General features: G+C 74.4%; 17 protein-coding genes and 3 tRNA genes. 6 read left to right on the forward strand and 14 right to left on the reverse strand.

Annotated elements, in window-relative coordinates:
- The first annotated feature begins 150 nt into the window (after window positions 1–150).
- Window positions 151–1,377: a pyridoxal phosphate-dependent aminotransferase gene (locus tag MW084_RS05310; protein WP_010470544.1), complete on the forward strand. Its 1,227-nt coding sequence runs from the start codon at window positions 151–153 to the stop codon at window positions 1,375–1,377.
- Between the two features lie 126 nt (window positions 1,378–1,503).
- Window positions 1,504–2,526 carry an adenosine deaminase gene (locus tag MW084_RS05315; RefSeq protein ID WP_010470546.1) on the forward strand — a complete coding sequence of 341 codons (1,023 nt, stop codon included), beginning with the start codon at window positions 1,504–1,506 and terminating at the stop codon, window positions 2,524–2,526.
- 836 nt (window positions 2,527–3,362) lie between these two features.
- On the opposite strand, the gene MW084_RS05320 is transcribed toward MW084_RS05315, so the two are convergent.
- The 6 genes from MW084_RS05320 to MW084_RS05345 form a co-directional block, all read right to left on the reverse strand.
- Complete coding sequence (locus MW084_RS05320; protein ID WP_010470548.1) at window positions 3,363–4,418, reverse strand: UDP-N-acetylmuramate dehydrogenase; 1,056 nt, start codon at window positions 4,416–4,418, stop codon at window positions 3,363–3,365.
- 413 nt (window positions 4,419–4,831) lie between these two features.
- Entirely contained in the window at window positions 4,832–5,260 is a 429-nt protein-coding gene (locus MW084_RS05325; protein WP_010470550.1) for a MaoC family dehydratase, read from the reverse strand.
- 8 nt (window positions 5,261–5,268) lie between these two features.
- Entirely contained in the window at window positions 5,269–5,721 is a 453-nt protein-coding gene (locus MW084_RS05330; RefSeq protein ID WP_010470552.1) for a MaoC family dehydratase N-terminal domain-containing protein, read from the reverse strand.
- A 101-nt stretch (window positions 5,722–5,822) separates the two neighbouring features.
- A complete protein-coding gene (gene rpmG, locus MW084_RS05335; RefSeq protein ID WP_010470556.1) occupies window positions 5,823–5,987 on the reverse strand; it encodes a 50S ribosomal protein L33 in 165 nt (54 codons plus the stop codon).
- Window positions 5,988–6,076: 89 nt separating this feature from the next.
- Window positions 6,077–6,149: transfer RNA gene (locus tag MW084_RS05340), tRNA-Met, on the reverse strand.
- 48 nt (window positions 6,150–6,197) lie between these two features.
- Window positions 6,198–6,270 (reverse strand) — tRNA-Thr (locus MW084_RS05345).
- A 584-nt stretch (window positions 6,271–6,854) separates the two neighbouring features.
- Here MW084_RS05345 and MW084_RS05350 point away from each other — a divergent pair.
- Complete coding sequence (locus MW084_RS05350; RefSeq protein WP_010470558.1) at window positions 6,855–7,511, forward strand: SDR family oxidoreductase; 657 nt, start codon at window positions 6,855–6,857, stop codon at window positions 7,509–7,511.
- A 93-nt stretch (window positions 7,512–7,604) separates the two neighbouring features.
- Here MW084_RS05350 and MW084_RS05355 read toward each other — a convergent pair.
- Window positions 7,605–7,686: transfer RNA gene (locus tag MW084_RS05355), tRNA-Tyr, on the reverse strand.
- Window positions 7,687–7,874: 188 nt separating this feature from the next.
- On the opposite strand from MW084_RS05355, the gene MW084_RS05360 reads away from it, so the two are divergent.
- The 3 genes from MW084_RS05360 to MW084_RS05370 form a co-directional block, all read left to right on the forward strand.
- Window positions 7,875–8,363, forward strand: coding sequence for a YajQ family cyclic di-GMP-binding protein (locus tag MW084_RS05360; RefSeq protein ID WP_010470560.1), 489 nt, complete (start codon window positions 7,875–7,877; stop codon window positions 8,361–8,363).
- 552 nt (window positions 8,364–8,915) lie between these two features.
- Entirely contained in the window at window positions 8,916–9,518 is a 603-nt protein-coding gene (locus MW084_RS05365) for an alpha-ketoglutarate-dependent dioxygenase AlkB family protein (protein WP_050986765.1), read from the forward strand.
- A gap of 84 nt (window positions 9,519–9,602) precedes the next feature.
- Window positions 9,603–10,835, forward strand: a 1,233-nt coding sequence (locus MW084_RS05370) for an APC family permease (protein ID WP_275563495.1), incomplete at its 3' end; no start/stop codon positions are given.
- A gap of 114 nt (window positions 10,836–10,949) precedes the next feature.
- On the opposite strand, the gene MW084_RS05375 is transcribed toward MW084_RS05370, so the two are convergent.
- From MW084_RS05375 to MW084_RS05405, 7 genes are all read right to left on the reverse strand, one after another.
- Window positions 10,950–11,501, reverse strand: a complete 552-nt coding sequence (locus MW084_RS05375; protein WP_039829226.1) for an SMI1/KNR4 family protein — start codon at window positions 11,499–11,501, stop codon at window positions 10,950–10,952.
- Window positions 11,502–12,030: 529 nt separating this feature from the next.
- Entirely contained in the window at window positions 12,031–12,894 is an 864-nt protein-coding gene (htpX, locus tag MW084_RS05380) for a zinc metalloprotease HtpX (protein WP_010470568.1), read from the reverse strand.
- A gap of 156 nt (window positions 12,895–13,050) precedes the next feature.
- Entirely contained in the window at window positions 13,051–14,571 is a 1,521-nt protein-coding gene (locus tag MW084_RS05385; RefSeq protein WP_010470570.1) for an NADH-quinone oxidoreductase subunit N, read from the reverse strand.
- A complete protein-coding gene (locus tag MW084_RS05390) occupies window positions 14,568–16,121 on the reverse strand; it encodes a complex I subunit 4 family protein (RefSeq protein ID WP_039829229.1) in 1,554 nt (517 codons plus the stop codon). Before MW084_RS05390 ends, MW084_RS05385 begins: the two co-directional genes overlap by 4 nt.
- Before the next feature lie 27 nt (window positions 16,122–16,148).
- Window positions 16,149–18,140 carry an NADH-quinone oxidoreductase subunit 5 family protein gene (locus tag MW084_RS05395; protein WP_010470574.1) on the reverse strand — a complete coding sequence of 664 codons (1,992 nt, stop codon included), beginning with the start codon at window positions 18,138–18,140 and terminating at the stop codon, window positions 16,149–16,151.
- On the reverse strand, window positions 18,137–18,520 hold the full coding sequence (gene nuoK, locus MW084_RS05400; RefSeq protein ID WP_010470576.1) for an NADH-quinone oxidoreductase subunit NuoK: 384 nt from the start codon (window positions 18,518–18,520) through the stop codon (window positions 18,137–18,139). Before nuoK ends, MW084_RS05395 begins: the two co-directional genes overlap by 4 nt.
- Complete coding sequence (locus tag MW084_RS05405) at window positions 18,520–19,095, reverse strand: NADH-quinone oxidoreductase subunit J family protein (protein ID WP_010470578.1); 576 nt, start codon at window positions 19,093–19,095, stop codon at window positions 18,520–18,522. Before MW084_RS05405 ends, nuoK begins: the two co-directional genes overlap by 1 nt.
- Window positions 19,096–19,182: the final 87 nt, after the last annotated feature.

The raw sequence follows: 19,182 nt of genomic DNA on the forward strand, positions 1-19,182 counted from the left end.
CCGGTGGGCCTCGTGCCGCCCTCCCGGCACCACCTCCCCCGACCGTTCGCGGAGCCTTTCCGCCCCCGGTGCGAACGGGCGGCCGACGCCGCCGTCCGCCGGGTGAAACCCGCGTCCCCGGCCTCCGCGGGGTCTGGGACGATGGGCCGCATGAGCGCTGCAACCCCTCCGACCGAGCGCCGGGTCTCCGCCCGCATCGGCGCGATCTCCGAGTCCGCGACCCTCGCCGTCGACGCCAAGGCCAAGGCCCTCAAGGCCGCCGGTCGCCCGGTGATCGGCTTCGGCGCCGGCGAGCCCGACTTCCCGACGCCCGGCTACATCGTCGAGGCGGCCGTGGAGGCCTGCCGGAACCCGAAGTACCACCGCTACACGCCGGCCGGCGGCCTGCCCGAGCTGAAGGCCGCGATCGCCGCGAAGACGCTGCGGGACTCCGGGTACGAGGTCGAGCCCTCCCAGGTCCTGGTCACCAACGGCGGCAAGCAGGCGATCTACGAGGCGTTCGCCGCGATCCTGGACCCGGGCGACGAGGTCATCGTCCCGGCCCCGTACTGGACGACGTACCCGGAGTCGATCCGGCTGGCCGGCGGCGTCCCGGTGGAGGTCGTCGCCGACGAGACGACCGGGTACCGCGTCTCCGTGGAGCAGCTGGAGGCGGCCCGCACGGAGCGGACCAAGGTCGTCCTGTTCGTCTCCCCGTCCAACCCGACCGGCGCCGTCTACGCGCGTGAGGACGCCGAGGCGATCGGCCGCTGGGCCGTCGAGCACGGCCTGTGGGTCCTGACCGACGAGATCTACGAGCACCTCGTGTACGGCGACGCGGTCTTCACCTCGCTGCCGGCGCTCGTCCCCGAGCTGCGCGAGAAGTGCGTCGTCGTCAACGGCGTGGCCAAGACCTACGCCATGACGGGCTGGCGCGTCGGGTGGATCGTCGGCCCCAAGGACGTGGTGAAGGCCGCGACGAACCTCCAGTCGCACGCCACGTCGAACGTCTCCAACGTCGCCCAGGTGGCCGCGCTCGCCGCCGTCTCCGGGGACCTCGACGCGGTCGCGGAGATGCGCACCGCGTTCGACCGGCGCCGCCGGACGATCGTGCGGATGCTCAACGAGATCGACGGCGTGGTCTGCCCGACGCCGGAGGGCGCCTTCTACGCGTACCCCTCGGTGAAGGGGCTGCTGGGCAAGGAGATCCGCGGCAGGCGCCCGCGGTCCTCGGTCGAGCTGGCCGCGCTGATCCTGGACGAGGTCGAGGTCGCCGTGGTGCCGGGCGAGGCCTTCGGCACGCCGGGCTACCTGCGTCTTTCGTACGCGCTGGGTGACGAGGACCTGGTCGAGGGCGTGTCGCGGATGCAGAAGCTGCTCGCGGAGGCGCGCGACTAGCGCGTCCCGGCCCCGGTGGACGGGCCCCGGCCGGACCTTCCGGCGGGGGCCCGTTCTTCCGTTCGCGGCGTACCCGTTCGGAGAAATGGCCTGTTTCGGGACGCCGGTCTGCGGCAGGATCCCCGGATGGAGCACGTCCGCGATCTGAAACTGCTGCCGAAGGCCCATCTGCACCTGCACTTCACGGGCTCGATGCGGCCCGCCACCCTGCTGGAGCTGGCCGACAAGTACGGCGTCCACCTGCCCGAGGCGCTGACCGGCGGGGAACCGCCGAGGCTGCGGGCCACCGACGAGCGCGGCTGGTTCCGGTTCCAGCGGCTGTACGACATCGCCCGCTCGTGCCTGCGGGAGCCGGAGGACATCCGGCGGCTGGTGCTGGAGGCCGCCGAGGAGGACGTGCGGGACGGGTCGGGCTGGCTGGAGATCCAGGTGGACCCCACGTCGTACGCGCCGCGGCTGGGAGGGCTGACCCCGGCGCTGGAGATCATCCTGGACGCGGCGGCGGCGGCCTCGCGGGACACCGGGCTGGGGATCGGGGTGGTGGTGGCGGCGAACCGGATGAAGCACCCGCTGGAGGCGCGCACGCTGGCCCGGCTGGCGGTGCGGTACGCGGACCGGGGCGTCATCGGGTTCGGGCTGTCGAACGACGAGCGGCGCGGGATGGCGCGCGACTTCGACCGGGCGTTCGCGATCGCGCGGGAGGGCGGGCTGCTGGCGGTCCCGCACGGCGGCGAGCTGACGGGTCCGGCGTCGGTCCGTGACTGCCTGGACGACCTGCGGGCGTCGCGCATCGGCCACGGTGTACGGGCCGTGGAGGACCCGCGGCTGCTGCGGCGGCTGGCGGAGAAGGGTGTGACGTGCGAGGTGTGCCCGGCGTCGAACGTGGCGCTGGGGGTGTACGAGAAACCCGGGCAGGTACCGCTGCGGACGCTCTTCGAGGCGGGCGTGCCGATGGCCCTGGGGGCGGACGACCCGCTGCTGTTCGGGGCGCGGCTGGCGGACCAGTACGAGATCGCCCGGCGCCACCAGGACTTCACCGACGCCGAGCTGGCGGAGCTGGCGCGGCAGTCGGTGCGGGGGTCGGTGGCGCCGGAGGACACGCGTGTGAAACTGCTCGCGGGGATCGACGCCTGGCTGGCGGAGGGGTGACACCCGGCGGGGCGGCCGGTCCCCGGGCGGGGCGGCGGTTCCCTGCGGGGGGCTCGTCGCGGACGGGGGAGTTCCGGGCGGTGACGCGCCGGACTTCGGCACCCGGGAGCAGGGGCGCGGTCGCGAAGGCGCCGGGGTGTGCGGCGCACGCGATCGGCGCCGTGTTCGGCTCGGCGCCGTGTGCTGAGCGCCCCGGCAGGGGGGCCGGCCGGTGCCGGGGGCGTGCACGGACCTGGCCGGGGCGGGCCGTGAACCTGGTGCCGGTGTACCGGAGGGTGGCGCTCGGGAACTTCCCGGTGCGGAGGGGGGCGGCGCGACGGATAGCGGCGTCCGAGGGGGGCGCGGCGGTTCCCCACGGGGCACGCGGCGCCGCCGAGCCCGTGCCGGAGGGGGGCGCCGCTGCTGCGAGCGTTCGCCCGGAGGGGCCCGCGGACCGTGCGGGTCCCCTACGGCGCCCCGCCGCCGACAGAGCCGCCGTGCGCGACGGCGTCGCGGACCGGACGCCGGACCGGGCGCCGCGGCTCGCGGGCGCGTCGCCGGGGGAAGCCCGGCTCCCGGACCGGCCCCAGCGCAGGTACACCTTCACCAGTGCGGTCTGTACGAGGTCCTCGGCGGCGTGCCGGTCGCCCGTCGGGAGGCGGGCGGTGCGCGGCAGCGACGCGTACGACGCCTCGGTGGACTCCGTGAAGTCCCGATCGTGCGCCGCGGACGAGCCCGTCCCCACCAGTGGTCCCCCCGGTCGGCGTGCGGCGGTCCCGGTTCGCGTTCCGAGGGGCCCTGTCACCCACTCGACAACCCGGGGGGCGCGGCGGGTTCCCTCCGGGTTCCGGGCCGGATCAGAGGCTGACGCCGACCGTCACCGGCTCGTTGACCAGGGTGACGCCGAACGCGTCCCGGACGCCCGCGACGACCTCGCGGGCGAGGGCGAGGAGGTCCTCGGTGGTGGCGTCGCCGCGGTTGGTGAGGGCGAGGGTGTGCTTGGTGGAGATGCGGGCGGGCCCGGTCCCGTACCCCTTGGTGAACCCGGCCCTGTCGATCAGCCAGGCCGCCGAGGTCTTGGTGCGGCCCTCGCCCGCGGGGTAGGCGGGCGGAGTCGTGCCGGGGCCGAGCCGGTCGCGTACGCGGTCGAGGAAGGCGGCGTACTCGGCGTCGTCGAGGATCGGGTTGGTGAAGAACGACCCGGCGGACCAGGTGTCGTGGTCGTCGGGGTCGAGGACCATGCCCTTGCCCGCGCGCAGGGCGAGGACGGCCCGGCGGGCGTCGGCCGCGGGAACCCGGTCGCCCGGCTCGACACCGAGGGCGCGGGCGGTCTCCGCGTACCGGAGGGGGGCGCTCAGGCCCCCGGCGTCCTCCAGGGCGAACCGGACGCGCAGGATCACGAACCGGTCGGGGTCGGCCTTGAAGCGGCTGTGCCGGTAGGAGAAGGCGCAGTCCGCGTTGGAGAGGGTGACGACCTCCTCGCCGCGGCGGTCGTACGCCACGACCTCGGTGAGCGTGGTGGCGACCTCCTGGCCGTAGGCGCCCACGTTCTGGATCGGGGTGGCACCGGCCGAGCCGGGGATGCCGGCCAGGCACTCGACGCCGGCGAGCCCGGCCTCGACGGTGCGGGCGACGGCGTCGGACCACACCTCGCCGGCGGCGAGCTCCAGCCGTGTGCCGTCGAGGGAGAAGCCGCGGGTGGCGATGCGCAGGGCGGTGCCGTCGAAGCCCTTGTCCCCGATGACCAGGTTGGACCCGCCGCCGATGACCAGCAGCGGGGTGCCGGTCCGGTCGGCCTCGCGCACGGCGGCGACGACCTCGTCGTCGGTACGGGCCGTGATCAGCCGTCGGGCGGGGCCTCCGAGCCGGAACGTGGTCAGCGGGGCGAGCGGGGCGTCATGAGTAACCTGCACCCGCCCAGCCTACGGTGCGCGCCCTCCAGGGCCGGGGCGGGCGGTCGCGCGGCGGCCGGCCCGGCGGGTCGGCGCGGGTCGGCGCAGGCCCGCGCGGGAGCTCCGGAGCGCGGGGGCCGGGCGGACGGGGGGTCGTACCGGCCCGTTCGACGGCCGGGTGCCCGGGCCGCACGGGCGGCGCGGACCGGCTCGTCGCCCGTCCGGGCCCGAACCGGGACGTCAGGCGGACCGCGGCCTGCCTCGCAGCACCCGGACGGGGGCGGGGCGGATGGCCGCCCCGCCCCCGTCCGGCCGAGGCGGATGGCCGCCCGCGCCCGGCTCCCCGCCGGTCCGGCCGGTGCGGTGAGCGCCGTCCGTCGGCTTCGTGCCGACCGGTGCCGGCGCGACGTGCCGACACCGGCCGGCGGCGGTGCTCAGGCGAGCCGGACCACCGCGCGGGACATGCCCAGTACCTTCTGGCCCTCGCTCACGGCCGTCAGGTCGACGCGGACACGACGGTCGTCGAGCTTGGCCGCGACCTTGGCGCTGACCCGGATCAGCGCACCCTCGCCGTCGTCGGGGACGACGACCGGCTTGGTGAAGCGGACGCCGTACTCGACGACCGCGCCCGGGTCGCCCGCCCAGTCGGTGACCACGCGGGCGGCCTCGGCCATCGTGAACATGCCGTGCGCGATGACGTCCGGCAGGCCCACCTCGCGGGCGAACCTCTCGTTCCAGTGGATCGGGTTGAAGTCGCCGGACGCACCCGCGTACCGCACCAGCGTGGCGCGCGTCACGGGGAACTCCTGCGGCGGCAGCTCCGTGCCCACCTCTACCTCGTCGTAGGAGACCTTCGCGGTCATGGTGTTCCTCACGCCCCCTCTGCCGCGCGCGCCACGAGCTTCGTCCAGGCCGTCACGACGTGTTCGCCCGCCTCGTCGTGGACCTCGCCCCGGATGTCGAGGATGTCGTTCCCCGCGAGCGACTTGATCGCCTCGATGGTGGAGGTGACCGTCAGCCGGTCCCCGGCTCGTACGGGCCGGCTGTACGCGAACCGCTGGTCGCCGTGCACGACGCGGTCGTAGTCGAGTCCGAGGCGCGGGTCGGCGATCACCTGGCCGGCCGCCTTGAACGTGATGGCGAACACGAAGGTCGGCGGCGCGATCACGTCGGGGTATCCGAGCGCCTTCGCCGCCTCCGTGTCCGTGAAGGCCGGATTCGCGTCCCCGATGGCCTCGGCGAACTCGCGGATCTTTTCCCGGCCGACCTCGTACGGCGCGGTGGGCGGATAACTCCGCCCCACGAAGGACTGGTCGAGCGCCATGTACCCGATACCTCCTGCGGTCCTTGCTCTGTTCCTGGGTGTGACGGGGAAACGACACGAGGCCGCCCCCCGGTGGGGACGGCCTCGTGTACGAGCCTGTGTTAGCGCGTCTCGCGGTGCGCGGTGTGCGCGTTGCAACGCGGGCAGTGCTTCTTCATCTCAAGACGGTCCGGGTTGTTGTGCCGGTTCTTCTTGGTGATGTAGTTCCGCTCCTTGCACTCCACGCAGGCCAGCGTGATCTTCGGGCGGACGTCGGTGGCAGCCACGTGAGTGCTCCTTGACGGACGGATGGACGGATGGAACGCATAAAAGAGTAGCCGATCGAAGGACCGACCCCACAATCGGCTACCAGGAGTAGCGGTGACCGGACTTGAACCGGTGACACAGCGATTATGAGCCGCTTGCTCTACCGACTGAGCTACACCGCTTTGATGTATGGATCACCTCACCCGAAGGTGAGGATCTCCCCACACCAGAGCCCCAATACGGAATCGAACCGTAGACCTTCTCCTTACCATGGAGACGCTCTGCCGACTGAGCTATTGGGGCGAGCGATGAAGACATTACACGGTCTGCGCCCGTTCACCCAAATCCGTTTGGCCGGGTCCGGGAGGCGCCCCCGTGTCGCGTCCCCGTGCCGTGTCTCCGCGCCATGTCTCCGTGCGGCGGCCCCGTGCGGCGGCCCGGGATCCGCGGAGCCGGGGCGGGAGGGGNNCCGGGGCGCGCCCGTACCGGGTGCCCTTCCGGCCCTGGACGCATGGCGGGGGCGGTCGGTCCGGCGCGGGGCGGTCGGTCCGGGTACCGGACCGCGGGTCGGCCGCCCCGCGCCCGGCCGGATATGCGGAAGGCCGTGCCGGGAGGGCGGTAGCGGGGTGCGGTCGCTCCGTGGTCTGGATCCGGAGACGGACGGTCCCGACCGGGTACGGCCGGGGGCGATGGCGGCCGGGGCGCGGCCGGCGGCGGCGCTGTCGCGGCGTACCCCCGGACGTGGCGCACCGGGGCCGGCGATGGCGCGCACGAGGGCGGTGCGGGAGCATCGCGACCGGGGCGTGGCGGCGGATTCGCCGCGTCAGGTCCGCCCGGACGCGTGTCCGTGAACGCCGCGCGCACACCCTGGCCGTACGGTCGGGAGCATGCGCATTGTCATCGCTGGAGGACACGGTCGGGTCGCGCGGCGCCTGGAGCGCCTGCTGGCGGCGTCCGGCCACGAGGTCGCAGGCATCATCCGCACGCTGGAACAGGCGGACGCCCTGCGCGAGGCGGGGGCCGAGCCGGTGCTCCTGGACATGGAGTCGGCGTCCTTGGAGATGGTCGCGGCGGTACTGCAGGGGGCGGACGCGGCGGTCTTCGCGGCGGGCGCGGGGCCGGGCAGCGGAGCGGCACGCAAGGAGACGGTGGACCGGAACGCGGCGATCCTGTTCGCCGACGCGGCGGAGCGGGCGGGGGTGCGGCGGCACCTGGTGGTCTCGTCGATGGGCGCGGATCCGGCGCACCGGGGCGACGAGGTCTTCGACGCGTACCTGCGGGCGAAGGGCGCGGCGGACGCGCACGTACGGAGCAAGGACGGCCTGGACTGGACGATCCTGCGCCCGGGGATGCTGACGGACGACGCGGGTACGGGCCTGGTCCGCCTGGAGCCCTCGACGGGGCGCGGCCCGATCCCCCGCGACGACGTGGCGGCGGTCCTGGCGGAACTCCTCCAGGCACCGGCGACGGCGGGCCTGACCCTGGAACTGGTCTCGGGCCACACCCCGATCCCGGAGGCGGTGAGAGCCGCGGCGGCCCGCTGACCTTGCGGCTTCGTGACCGCGGCACCGGCTTCCACGGACATCAAACGACCCCCTGATCGCGTCTGCGCAGATCAGGGGGCCGTTTGCTTCCAGTGGCGGCGCCAGGATTCGAACCTGGGTAGGCTAAGCCGACGGATTTACAGTCCGCTCCCATTGGCCACTCGGGCACACCGCCATGGGATGTCGCGTCGGAGCTTCCCTTTCGGTGTGCTCCCTGGCAACGACGTAAACAATACCTGATGCTCGAGGGTGGTCCGCCACCGGGTTTGATCAGCGTCGGGGGNGGGCGGGGTGGCTACGCTTGGGGGGCGGTCGGCGCCGGGCCGCCGCTCTCCCACCACCCGATGCAAGGAGCCACAGGACATGGCCGACTCCAGTTTCGACATCGTCTCGAAGGTCGAGCGGCAGGAGGTCGACAACGCCCTCAACCAGGCGGCGAAGGAGATCTCCCAGCGCTACGACTTCAAGAACGTCGGGGCGTCGATCTCCTGGTCCGGCGACAAGATCCTGATGCAGGCGAACTCCGAGGACCGGGTCAAGGCGATCCTCGACGTCTTCGAGTCCAAGCTGGTGAAGCGGGGGATCTCCCTGAAGTCGCTGGACGCCGGTGAGCCGCAGCTGTCCGGCAAGGAGTACAAGATCTTCGCGACGATCCAGGAGGGGATCTCCCAGGAGAACGCCAAGAAGGTCGCCAAGCTCATTCGCGACGAGGGCCCCAAGGGTGTCAAGGCGCAGGTGCAGGGCGAGGAGCTGCGGGTCAGCTCCAAGAGCCGCGACGACCTGCAGGCCGTGATCGCGCTGTTGAAGGCCCAGGACTTCGACTTCGCGCTGCAGTTCGTGAACTACCGCTGACCCTGTCGGCGGCCCGGGCGGGGGCGGAGGCGGCTCGGAGCCGCCTCCGCCCCCGCCCCGTGTGTCCGGGATCGCAACTCGACCGGTGGCGGACGGACCGGGCCAAGTCGGGTCGGGCCAAGTCGGACCGGGTCGGGTCGGACCGGGTCGGGTCGGATCGGGGAACAGCCAGGTACCGGGGCCCAAGGCCGGAGACGGGACCCGGACCCGGGCCAGAGGTGGAGTCGGGGCCGGAGCGCGGAACCGGGTGCGGAACCGGAGCCAGGGCGCACGGCCGGGCGCGAGGCCCGGACCGGAACATGCAATCGGGCGCGAGGCCGGGACCGGGTGCGGGATGTGGAGGGGGATCGCGGGGTGCGATCCGTTGCGGGGTGCGCGGTCCTGTCACCGGGTGGACGGTTATACACATTGTACGTTTCCCACCCGTGTACGCGGGTGGGCCGGAACACGGGGAACCGCTGCTCGATCGGGATCGGGAGGGGCCGCACGGTGACGGACGCGCTGTTTCCGCTGGACCGCGGGCGGGTGGAGGTCGCTCCGGGTGCGGTGCACATGCCGGGGTGGCTGTCTCCCGAGCGGCGGCGAGCGCTGGTCGAGGCGTGCCGGGAGTGGGCGTGCGGGCCGGTGCCGATCCGGCGCACCGTGCTGCCGGGTGGCGGAGTGATGTCGGTGCGGACCGTGTGCCTGGGGTGGCACTGGCTGCCGTACCGGTACTCGCGGACCGCCGACGACGTGAACGGGGCACCCGTCACGGCCTTCCCGGACCGGCTCGGGGCCCTGGGGCGGGAGGCCGTCGCCGCCGCGTACGGGGAGGACGGCGGCTACCGGCCCGACGCGGCGCTGGTCAACTTCTACGACGGGGACGCGCGCATGGGCATGCACCAGGACCGCGAGGAGCGCTCGACGGCTCCGGTGGTGTCGCTGAGCATCGGGGACGCCTGCCTCTTCCGGTTCGGCACCGCGGAGGGGCGGGGCCGGCCGTACACCGACGTGCGGCTGGAATCCGGTGACCTGTTCGTCTTCGGGGGGCCGTCGCGGTTCGCGTACCACGGCGTGCCGAAGGTGTATCCGGGCACGGGTGATCCCGCGGCGGGGCTGCGTGCCGGGCGGCTCAACATCACCCTTCGGGAGACCGGGCTCGCCGACGGCGAGTAGGCCGCCCCGAGCCTGCTCCGGCCCTGGTCCCGGTAGTGCCGGCCGGTTCCGGCGGGCGGCTTGGTGATCAGTAGGGTGCGACACATGGCGGAAACTTTGCGGCGGTCGCTCGGGGTGTTCGACGCGGTCGTGATCGGTTTGGGGTCGATGGTGGGCGCGGGCATCTTCGCGGCGCTCGGGCCCGCCGCCGCGGCCGCCGGCAGCTGGCTGCTCGTCGGCCTGGCGCTGGCGGGGGCCGTCGCGTACTGCAACGCGACGGCCTCGGCGCGGCTCGCTGCGCGCCACCCCGCGTCGGGCGGTACGTATGTGTACGGGCGTGAGCGGCTGGGTCCTTTCTGGGGGTACCTGGCGGGCTGGGCGTTCGTCGTCGGCAAGACGGCCTCGTGTGCGGCGATGGCGCTGACGGTGGGGGCGTACGCGTGGCCGGGGCAGGCGCACGCGGTGGCGGTGGCCGCCGTGGTGGCGCTGACGGCCGTGAACTACGGCGGTGTGCAGAAGTCGGCGCTGGCGACACGGTCGATCGTGGCGGTGGTCCTGGCGGTGCTGGCGGCCGTGGTGGTCTCCTCCCTCGGATCGGGTGCGGCGGACGCCGGGCGGCTGGCGCTGGGCGGTGACGCCTCGCCGGGCGGGGTGCTGCAGGCGGCGGGACTGCTGTTCTTCGCGTTCGCCGGGTACGCGCGGATCGCGACGCTCGGGGAGGAGGTCAGGGACCCGGAGCGGACGATCCCGCGGGCGATCCCGCTGGCGCTGGGCATCGCCCTGGCGGTGTACGCGTGCGTGGCGGTCTCCGTCCTGTCGGTGCTGGGCGCGGGGCGGCTGGGCGGGTCGGTGGCGCCGGTCGCGGACGCGATGCGGGCGGCGGGCGCGGACTGGATGGTCCCGGTGGTGCGGGTGGGGGCGGCGGTGGCGGCGCTCGGCTCGCTGCTGGCGCTGATCCTCGGGGTGTCCCGGACGACGCTGGCGATGGCGCGGGACGGTCACCTGCCCCGTGTGCTCGCCGCCGTCCATCCCCGGTTCCGGGTGCCGCACCGTGCCGAGCTGGCGGTGGGGCTGGTCGTCGCGGTGGTCGCGGCGACCGCGGACCTGCGGAGTGCGATCGGTTTCTCGTCGTTCGGTGTGCTGGTCTACTACGCGATCGCCAACGCCTCGGCGTGGACGCTCGCCACCCGGCCGTCACCGGTGCGGTTCCTGGCGGCCTGCGGACTGGCCGGCTGCCTGGTGCTGGCCTTCGCCCTCCCGCTGCCGTCGGTCCTGGCGGGTGCGGGCGTCCTGGCGGCGGGGGCGGTCCTGTACGCCGTGCGCGCCGGGTCCGGGGAGNGCCGGGGGCGCGAGGGGTGACCGGCGGGACGGGCGNNCCCCGGCCGGCAGCCCCGTACGGCCGGCCGGCGGTCTCGCACGGACGGACGGCGGCCCCGTACGGCCGGCCGGCGGTCATATGCGTACGGTCGCCGCTCGCGCGCGGTGCTCCGGCCAGGGGGCGAGGTCGCCGTCGAAGTCCTCGTCCTCGGCGAACCAGCCCGTCCCCTCCAGCCATGCCGTGAACCACGCGGACAGGGTGGGCGCCAAGACGTACCAGGCGCGGTCGACGTCCCCCGGGTTGGGCTCGAACAGCAGCACCGTGCCGCCCTCCGAGCGGCAGTCCACGCAGGCGAGCATCGCACAGCCCAGGTCCGCCACCGGCAGCACGCCCTCCGGCCACGGCCAGTCCTCACGACCCGGCCCGTCCTCGCGGAGGGCCTCGTACCGGGAGACGGCGTGCCGCAGGGGGAACAGGCCGTAGTCGGGGCCGAAGCCGCCGTCCGCGACCGTCGTGTGGAGGACCGCGAGCAGCGGGGGCAGCCGAAACCCCAGGGCCGCCTGGGCGGCCTCCACGTCGGCGGTGGAAAGGGGAGCGGGCGGGCGGCGGGCCTCGTCGGTCCGCGAACGGACGTCGTCGGCCGCGGCGACCGCGAGACGCGAAAGCAACTCTGCGTAGTCGTTCATGCGTTCATGGTGGACCACGCCACTGACACTCCGCCCGGCCTGTGGACAACCACGGCTCCCCGCGGCTTGTGGAAGGGCCGTCCCCCTTGCCCGGCATCATCCGGCGGCAAGGCACCACGGGCGAGCCCGCTGCCGATCAGCTCCGGGGGAGCCGGGGGCGTGACGCGCCCGGACGGTGCCGTGTCGGCGCGGCCGGAGCGGGCCGCCGAGGAGGAGCGGCCACGGCACGTCACCGGTGGAGGCGGTGGCGGGTACGGCCGGGAGCCGGAGTACGCACCGGGCGGCACGGGGCACGGGGCGGCCCCGCCGGACGGACCGCCCCGTGCCCCGTACCCCGTACGGCGGAAGCCGGGCGCTCGCACGGCGGGCACGTCGGTCCTGCGGCCAGGAGGTCACGGGCCGGCGGTGACCCGAGGTCGGGGACCTGCCGCCGGACGCCCCGCGGCCGGGAGGCCACGGGTCGGCGAGGGGGGCCGAACGGTGTCCGCAGCCGCCTCCACGGGCGGCCGGACGGTGTCCGGGGCCGGCCTCAGGGCCGGTGGCCCGCCATCCGTTCGAGACGGGCGATACGTTCCGCCATCGGCGGGTGGGTGGAGAACAGGCGGGTCGCGCCCCGGCCCGGTCGGAACGGGTGGGCGATCATCATGTGGCTCGCCGTCTCGATGCGCGGCTCGGGAGGCAGCGGCAGCCGCCGCGTCCCCGCCTCCAGCTTGCGCAGCGCGCTCGCCAGGGCGAGCGGGTCGCCGGTGAGCCGGGCCCCGGAGGCGTCCGCCTCGTACTCCCGGGAGCGGCTGATCGCCAGCCGGACGACCGCGGCGGCGACCGGGCCCAGAATCATGATCAGGAGCATGCCGAGGAGGCCGGGGCCCTCCTCGTCGTCGGAGCGGCCGACCGGGACGAGCCAGGCGAAGTTCGCCAGGAACACGATCACGGAGGCGAGGGCTCCGGCGACCGACGAGATCAGGATGTCCCGGTTGTGGACGTGGCTGAGCTCGTGCCCGATGACACCGCGCAGCTCGCGCTCGTCGAGGAGGCGCAGGATGCCCTCCGTGCAGCACACGGCGGCGTTGCGCGGGTTGCGGCCGGTCGCGAAGGCGTTGGGTGCCCGGGTCGGCGATATGTACAGCCGCGGCATCGGCTGCCGGGCCTGCGTGGACAGTTCGCGGACCACCCGGTACAGCTGCGGCGCCTCGAACTCGCCGACCGGGCGGGCGCGCATCGCGCGCAGGGCCAGCCTGTCGCTGTTCCAGTAGGCGTACGCGTTCGTCCCGAGGGCGACGAGGACGGCGACGGCCAGGCCCGTGCGCCCGAAGAGGCCGCCGACCAGGACGATCAGCGCGGACAGCCCTCCGAGGAGCACGGCGGTCCTGAGCCCGTTGTGCCGGCGGTGCACGGTACGCCCTCCAAGTGGTGCGGCAGGGGACCCTCGCTGGGGTCGCTCCACTCTCCAGTGGACCCTCCCGTACCGGTCAACGCCGGGTGGGAGCGGCGGGTTCCCCGCCGTGCGGCGGACGGGCGCCGAGGCATACGGCGGAGGCCGCGCGTCCTCTCAGAAGAGGGTGGTCGCCGCGAGGCGGAGGATCCCCTGCGGGTAGCCGGACAGCAGCACGCCGGCGACGGCGGTCAGCGTGATCGCGGCGGTCACCGGGGCGGGCGCGCGGTGCCGTACGGGGGCCTGGCGGGCGTCCTGCGGGGATCGGAACAGCAGGGCCGTCCAGCGCAGGTAGTAGTACAGGGCGACCACCACGTTCACGGCCATGACCACGGCCAGCCAGCCGAGGCCCGCGTCGACGGCGGCGGAGAAGACGACGACCTTGGCGAACAGGCCGATGACGCCGGGCGGCAGTCCGGCCAGGCACAGCAGGAAGAAGCCCAGGGCGAGGGCGGCGGCCGGCCGGGTGGCGTACAGGCCCCGGTAGTCGGCGATCCGGTTGGCGGGGTGCGTACGGGCGACGAGGGCGGCGACCGCGAAGGCACCCAGGTTCACCACGGCGTACATCAGCGCGTACGCCACGGTGGCGCCGATACGGCCCTCGCCGGAGCGCGCGGCGGCGATCGGCACCAGCAGGTAGCCGGCCTGGCCCACGGACGACCAGGCGAGGAGGCGGACCGCGCTTCGCGCGCGGGTGGGGGCCTGCCGCAGCGCGGCGACGTTGCCGACGGTCATGGTGAGGGCGGCGAGCACGGCGAGGGCCGGGCTCCACACGTCCGCGTACGGCGGGAAGGCGACGACGGTCACGAGCACGAGACCGGCGAAGCCGACGGCCTTGCCGACGACGGACAGGTACGCGGCGACGGGCAGCGGGGCGCCGACGTACGTGTCGGGCACCCAGAAGTGGAACGGCGCCGCGGCCGTCTTGAAGGCGAAGCCGACCAGGGTGAGGGCCACGCCCGCCGCGGCGAGGGTGCCGAGCTGCGCGGGCACGTCGTCGAGCCGCCGGGCGATCCCGGCGAGGTGGAGGGTGCCGGTGGAGGCGTAGACGAAGCCGGCGCCGAGCAGGGTGACGGTGGTCGCGGTGACGGAGGAGAGGAAGAACTTCAGCGCCGCCTCGCCGGACATGCGGTCGCCGCGCCTGAGGCCGACGAGCGCGAAGGCGGGGAGGGAGGCGACCTCCAGGGCGACGACGAGGGTGGCGAGGTCGCGGGAGGCGGGCAGCAGCGCGGCACCCGCCGCGGAGGACAGCAGCAGGAACCAGAACTCGCCCGGCGGGAGCTCCTCCTCGGTGTCCGTGACGGACAGCAGGGCGGCGAGGAGGGCGCCGCCGAGGACGAGGAGCTGGACGGCGAGGGCGAAGTGGTCGGCGGTGTAGCTGCACGCGCCGGGGTCCTGGGTGAGGCAGAACGTCGAGCGGTCGCCCGCGCGGAGCGGTACGAGCGCGAGGAGCGCGGCGGCGAGGCCGGCGACGGCCGTCCAGGCGAGGAGGGGCTTGCGGGCCCGCGGGAGGAACAGGTCGGCGACGAGGACGGCCAGGGCGGCGACCGCGGCGACGGTCGGCGGGGCGATGGCGGCCCAGTCGACGGACTGCACGAGGTCGCCGTGCGCGGGCGCCGCGGCCGGGACGGTGGTCACGACTTGCCTCCTGCGAGGAGCTGCTGCACGGCCGGGTCGGTGAGGCCGAGGAGGACCGCGGGCCAGAGCCCGGCGAGGACGGTGAGGGCGGCCAGCGGGGTCCAGGCGGCGAACTCGTGCGCCCGGACGTCGGCGATCGGCGGCCGGTCGGCGGCGGGCCGGGCGCCCATGCAGACCCGGCGGACGACGACGAGGAGGTATGCGGCGGTGAGCAGCGTGCCGAAGCCGGCGACGGCCGTGCAGACGAGGAACACGGGCCGGCTGAGGCCCTCGGCGGGCCGGAACGCGCCGAACATGGCGAGCATCTCCCCCCAGAACCCGCCGAGGCCGGGCAGGCCCAGGGAGGCGACGGCGCCGAAGGCGAGCAGTCCGCCGAGGCGGGGGGCGCGGCCGTACAGGGCGGCGCCGGTCGCGCCGGCGAGGGTGTCGAGGTCGGCCGTGCCGAAGCGGTCCTTGATCGCGCCGACGAGGAAGAAGAGGAGGCCGGTGATCAGGCCGTGGGCGATGTTGGCGAACAGGGCGCCGTTGACGCCGGTGGGGGTCATGGTGGCGATGCCCAGGAGGACGAAGCCCATGTGGCCCACGGAGGAGTAGGCGACGAGCCGCTTCAGGTCGCCCCCGGCGCCGGTGCGGGCGAGGGCGAGGCAGGCCAGCGACCCGTAGACGATCCCCGCGACGGCGAAGGCGGCGAGGTACGGGGCGAGGGCGCGCATGCCCTCGGGGGCGATCGGCAGGACGATCCGGACGAAGCCGTACGTGCCCATCTTGAGGAGGACGCCGGCGAGGAGGACGGAGCCGATGGTGGGCGCGGCGGTGTGCGCGGCGGGGAGCCAGCTGTGCAGGGGCCACATCGGGGTCTTCACGGCGAGTCCGACGCCGATCGCGAGGACGGCGGTGACCTGCAGGGACGGGCTGAGGCCGCGGCCGTTGTCAGTGGCGAGTGCCACCATGTCGAAGGTGCCGGCCTCCAGCCCGACGAGGAGCAGGCCGAGCAGCATGACGACCGAGCCGAGGAGGGTGAAGAGGATGAACTTCCAGGCGGCGGCCTGCCGCCCCTCGCCGCCCCAGCGGGCGATGAGGAAGTACATCGGGATGAGCACCGTCTCGAAGGCGAGGAAGAACAGCATCAGGTCGAGGACGGCGAAGGTCGCGAGCGTGCCGGCCTCGAGGAGGAGCAGCAGCGCGACGAAGGCCTTCGGGGAGGGGCCTGCGGGCGGCTTGGAGTAGCCGTACAGCGCGCAGAGGAAGGTCAGCAGCGCGGTCAGTACCAGGAGGGGGAGCGAGATGCCGTCGACACCGAGGTGGATCCGCACGTCGAGCGCGGGGATCCAGCTGATGTCCGTGGTGGCCTGCATCTTCGACGGGTGGTCGTGGTCGAAGCCGAGCGCGAGGACGAGGGCGGCGGCGAGGACGGCCCCGGTGACGGTCACCCCGTGGCGGAGCACGGCCTGGTCGGGCGACTTCCCCTTCAGTCCGGGCGGGGCCGGCAGGAGGGCCGCGGCGGCGCCGAGGAGCGGACCGGCGACGACGAACGCGAGAAGGAACTGCATCACGGATTCGCTGATATCGATCACGGCTCACGCTCCGGCGGCGGCGAGGACGGCGGCGACCGCCAGGACGACGGAACCGGCGAGCAGGACGCTCAGGTAGGTCTGCACGTTGCCGGTCTGGGCGCGGCGCACGGCCGCGCCGAGCAGGCCGGTCGCGGCGCCCGCTCCGCGTACGTAGGTGTCGACCACCTCGCGGTCGAGGAACCGGACCAGGGAGGCGGCGGCGCGGACGGGGCGTACGAACAGGGCGGTGTACACGGCGTCCAGGTGGAAGCCGGTCACGGCGTGCCGGTGGAGCGGGCCGAGGAGGAGGCGCCCGGGGTCGGCCGGGTCGGGCGCGGAGGCGATCGACCCGTACGCCGCGGTGTGGGTGGCGATGGCCTCGGCCTCGGAGACGGCCGGTTCGGCGTCGGGGTGGGCGGCGACGGCGCCGAGGGGGGTGTGCGCGGCGCGGGCGGTGGCCCGGCGCCAGGCCGCGTAGGTGAGCAGGCCGCCGGCGAGGGCGAGGCCCGTGCCCAGGACGGCGGTGGTGGTGGTCGGGGTGAGGGCGTTGCCGTCGAACCAGTCGCCCAGGGAGGCGGCGGCCAGGCCGAAGGCGAGCGAGGGGAGGGCGAGCACCCACAGGACGGCGTTCATGGCGGCCGGCTGCCGGCCGCGGCCGGGGGCCTCGGGGCCCCTGCCGCGGAAGGCGAGCAGCCACAGGCGGGCCGCGTAGGCGGCGGTGAGGAGGGCGGTGAGCAGCCCGGCGGCGAGGACGATCCAGCCGGCGCCGGCCGGGGCGGCGTCCCGGTCGCCGAGGGCGGTGTGCTCGGCGGCGACGAGGACGGCCTCCTTGGAGAAGAAGCCCGCGAACGGCGGGATGGCGGCGAGCGCCAGGAGGGCGACCGTCATCGTCCAGTACGCGTCGGGGGCGCGCCGGGCGAGACCGCCCGTGCGGGACATGGCGGCGAGCGAGTTGGTGCCCGCGGCGTGGATGACCACGCCGGCGCCGAGGAACAGCAGCGCCTTGAACGCGCCGTGGGACAGGAGGTGGAAGACGGCGGCGCCGCGGTCGCCGACGGCCAGGGCTCCCGACATGTAGCCGAGCTGGCCGATCGTCGAGTAGGCGAGGACGCGCTTGACGTCGTCCTGGGCGAGTGCGGCGAGGGCCGAGCCGACCATGGTGAGCGCGGCCGTCACGGCGAGGACGGTCATGGCCGCCGCGGAGGCGGCGAAGACGGGGAGGAGACGGGCGACGAAGTAGACACCGGCGGCGACCATCGTCGCGGCGTGGATGAGCGCGGAGACCGGTGTGGGGCCGGCCATCGCGTCGGGAAGCCAGGTGTGCAGCGGGAACTGGGCAGACTTGCCCGCGACTCCGGCGAGGAGCAGCAGCGCCACGAGGGTGGGGTGGTCGAGGCCGCCCGCGGCGACGGAGCCGAGGACGCCGGTGATGCGGAAGGTCCCGGTGTCGGCGGCCAGGGCGAACAGGCCGATGAGGAACGGGACGTCGCCGAGCTTGGTGACGAGGAACGCCTTGAGGGAGGCGGCCCGCGCCTCGGGGGTCTCCCAGTAGTGGCCGACGAGGAAGTACGAGCAGATGCCCATGACCTCCCAGCCGACCAGCAGCACCATCAGGTCGCCGGAGTAGACGACGAGCAGCATCGCGGAGGTGAAGAGGGAGACGAGCGCCGCGTAGGAGGGGTAGCGGGGGTCGTCGCGCAGGTAGCCGGTGGAGTAGATCTGCACGCAGGACGCGACGACGGCGACGAGGACGGCCGTGAGGACGGCGAACCCGTCGAGGTGGAGGGCCAGCTCGATCGGGACGGAACCGGTCGGGGTGAGCTGGGTGGCCGCGTCGACGGCCTTCCCGCCGCCCTGCCGTACGGCGACGAGGACGGCGAGGACGAGCGCGGCGAGCGTCGGCAGGACGGCCAGGGGGCGTACGAAGCCGGGCGCGACGCGGCCGAGGAGGAGGCCGGCGGCGGCGCCCAGCAGCGGAAGGAGGGGGGTGAGGACGGCGAGGGCGGTGGTGGTCACGCGGTGGCCTCGGCCTTCTCGCCGGCCCGTCCGCGGGCGGCCTCGTCGGCGCCGGGGAGTTCGGGGGTCCCGGGGGGTTCGGCGTTGTCGCGGAGCCGGTCGACGTCGGCGGTGCCGCGGTTGCGGTGGACCATCAGCACGATCGCGAGGCCGATGCCGATCTCGGCGGCGGCGATGGCGATGGTGAACAGGGTCAGCGCCTGGCCTGCGTGCAGGGTGTCGCGGAGCCAGACGTCGAAGGCGACGAGGTTGAGGTTGACGGCGTTGAGCATCAGCTCGACGGACATCAGGACGAGGATGGCGTTGCGGCGGGCGAGGACGCCGTACAGGCCGGTGCAGAAGAGGAGCACGGCGAGGACGGCCGGGTAGGCGAGGTGCATCAGCGCTTCCCCTCCGTGTCCCCGTCGCCCTTGCGGGAGAGGACGATCGCGCCGACGAGCGCGGCGAGCAGCAGGACGGAGAGGGCCTCGAAGGGGAGCACCCAGTTCCGGAAGAGCATTTCGCCGGAAGCGCGGGTGGTGCCCTGCGCGGGGCCGCCGAGGTCGATCCAGGTGGTGCGGAAGGCGTCGACGACGACCCAGACGAGGGCGGCCGCGGCGGCGAGGGCCACGGCGAGGGCGGCGGGCCGGTTGCCCGAGTCGGCGTCCGGTGAACGGCCGATGGGCGCCTTGGTGAGCATGAGGCCGAAGAGGAGGAGGACGACGACGGAGCCGACGTAGATGAGCACCTGGACCCAGGCGATGAACTCGGCGGTGAGGAGCAGGTACTCGACGGCGATCCCGCCGAGGGCGACGACCAGCCACAGGGCGGCGTGCACCAGTTGGCGGGTGGTGACCGCGAGGACCGCGGCGGCGAGGGTGACGACGCCGACGAGGAGGAACGCGACCTCCGTGCCGGTGGGCGAGAGGAAGCCGGGGGCGGCGAAGGACAGGGCGGGCGCCGTGGAGGGCGTCATGCGGCGCCCCCCTCGGGCGTGCCCGGGGTGCCCCCGGCGGGGGGAGTGCCCCCGGTGGGCGGGGTTCCCGGGGTGCCCCCGGTGGGT

It is taken from the genome of Streptomyces sudanensis (genome assembly GCF_023614315.1).
Lineage (GTDB): Bacteria > Actinomycetota > Actinomycetes > Streptomycetales > Streptomycetaceae > Streptomyces > Streptomyces sudanensis.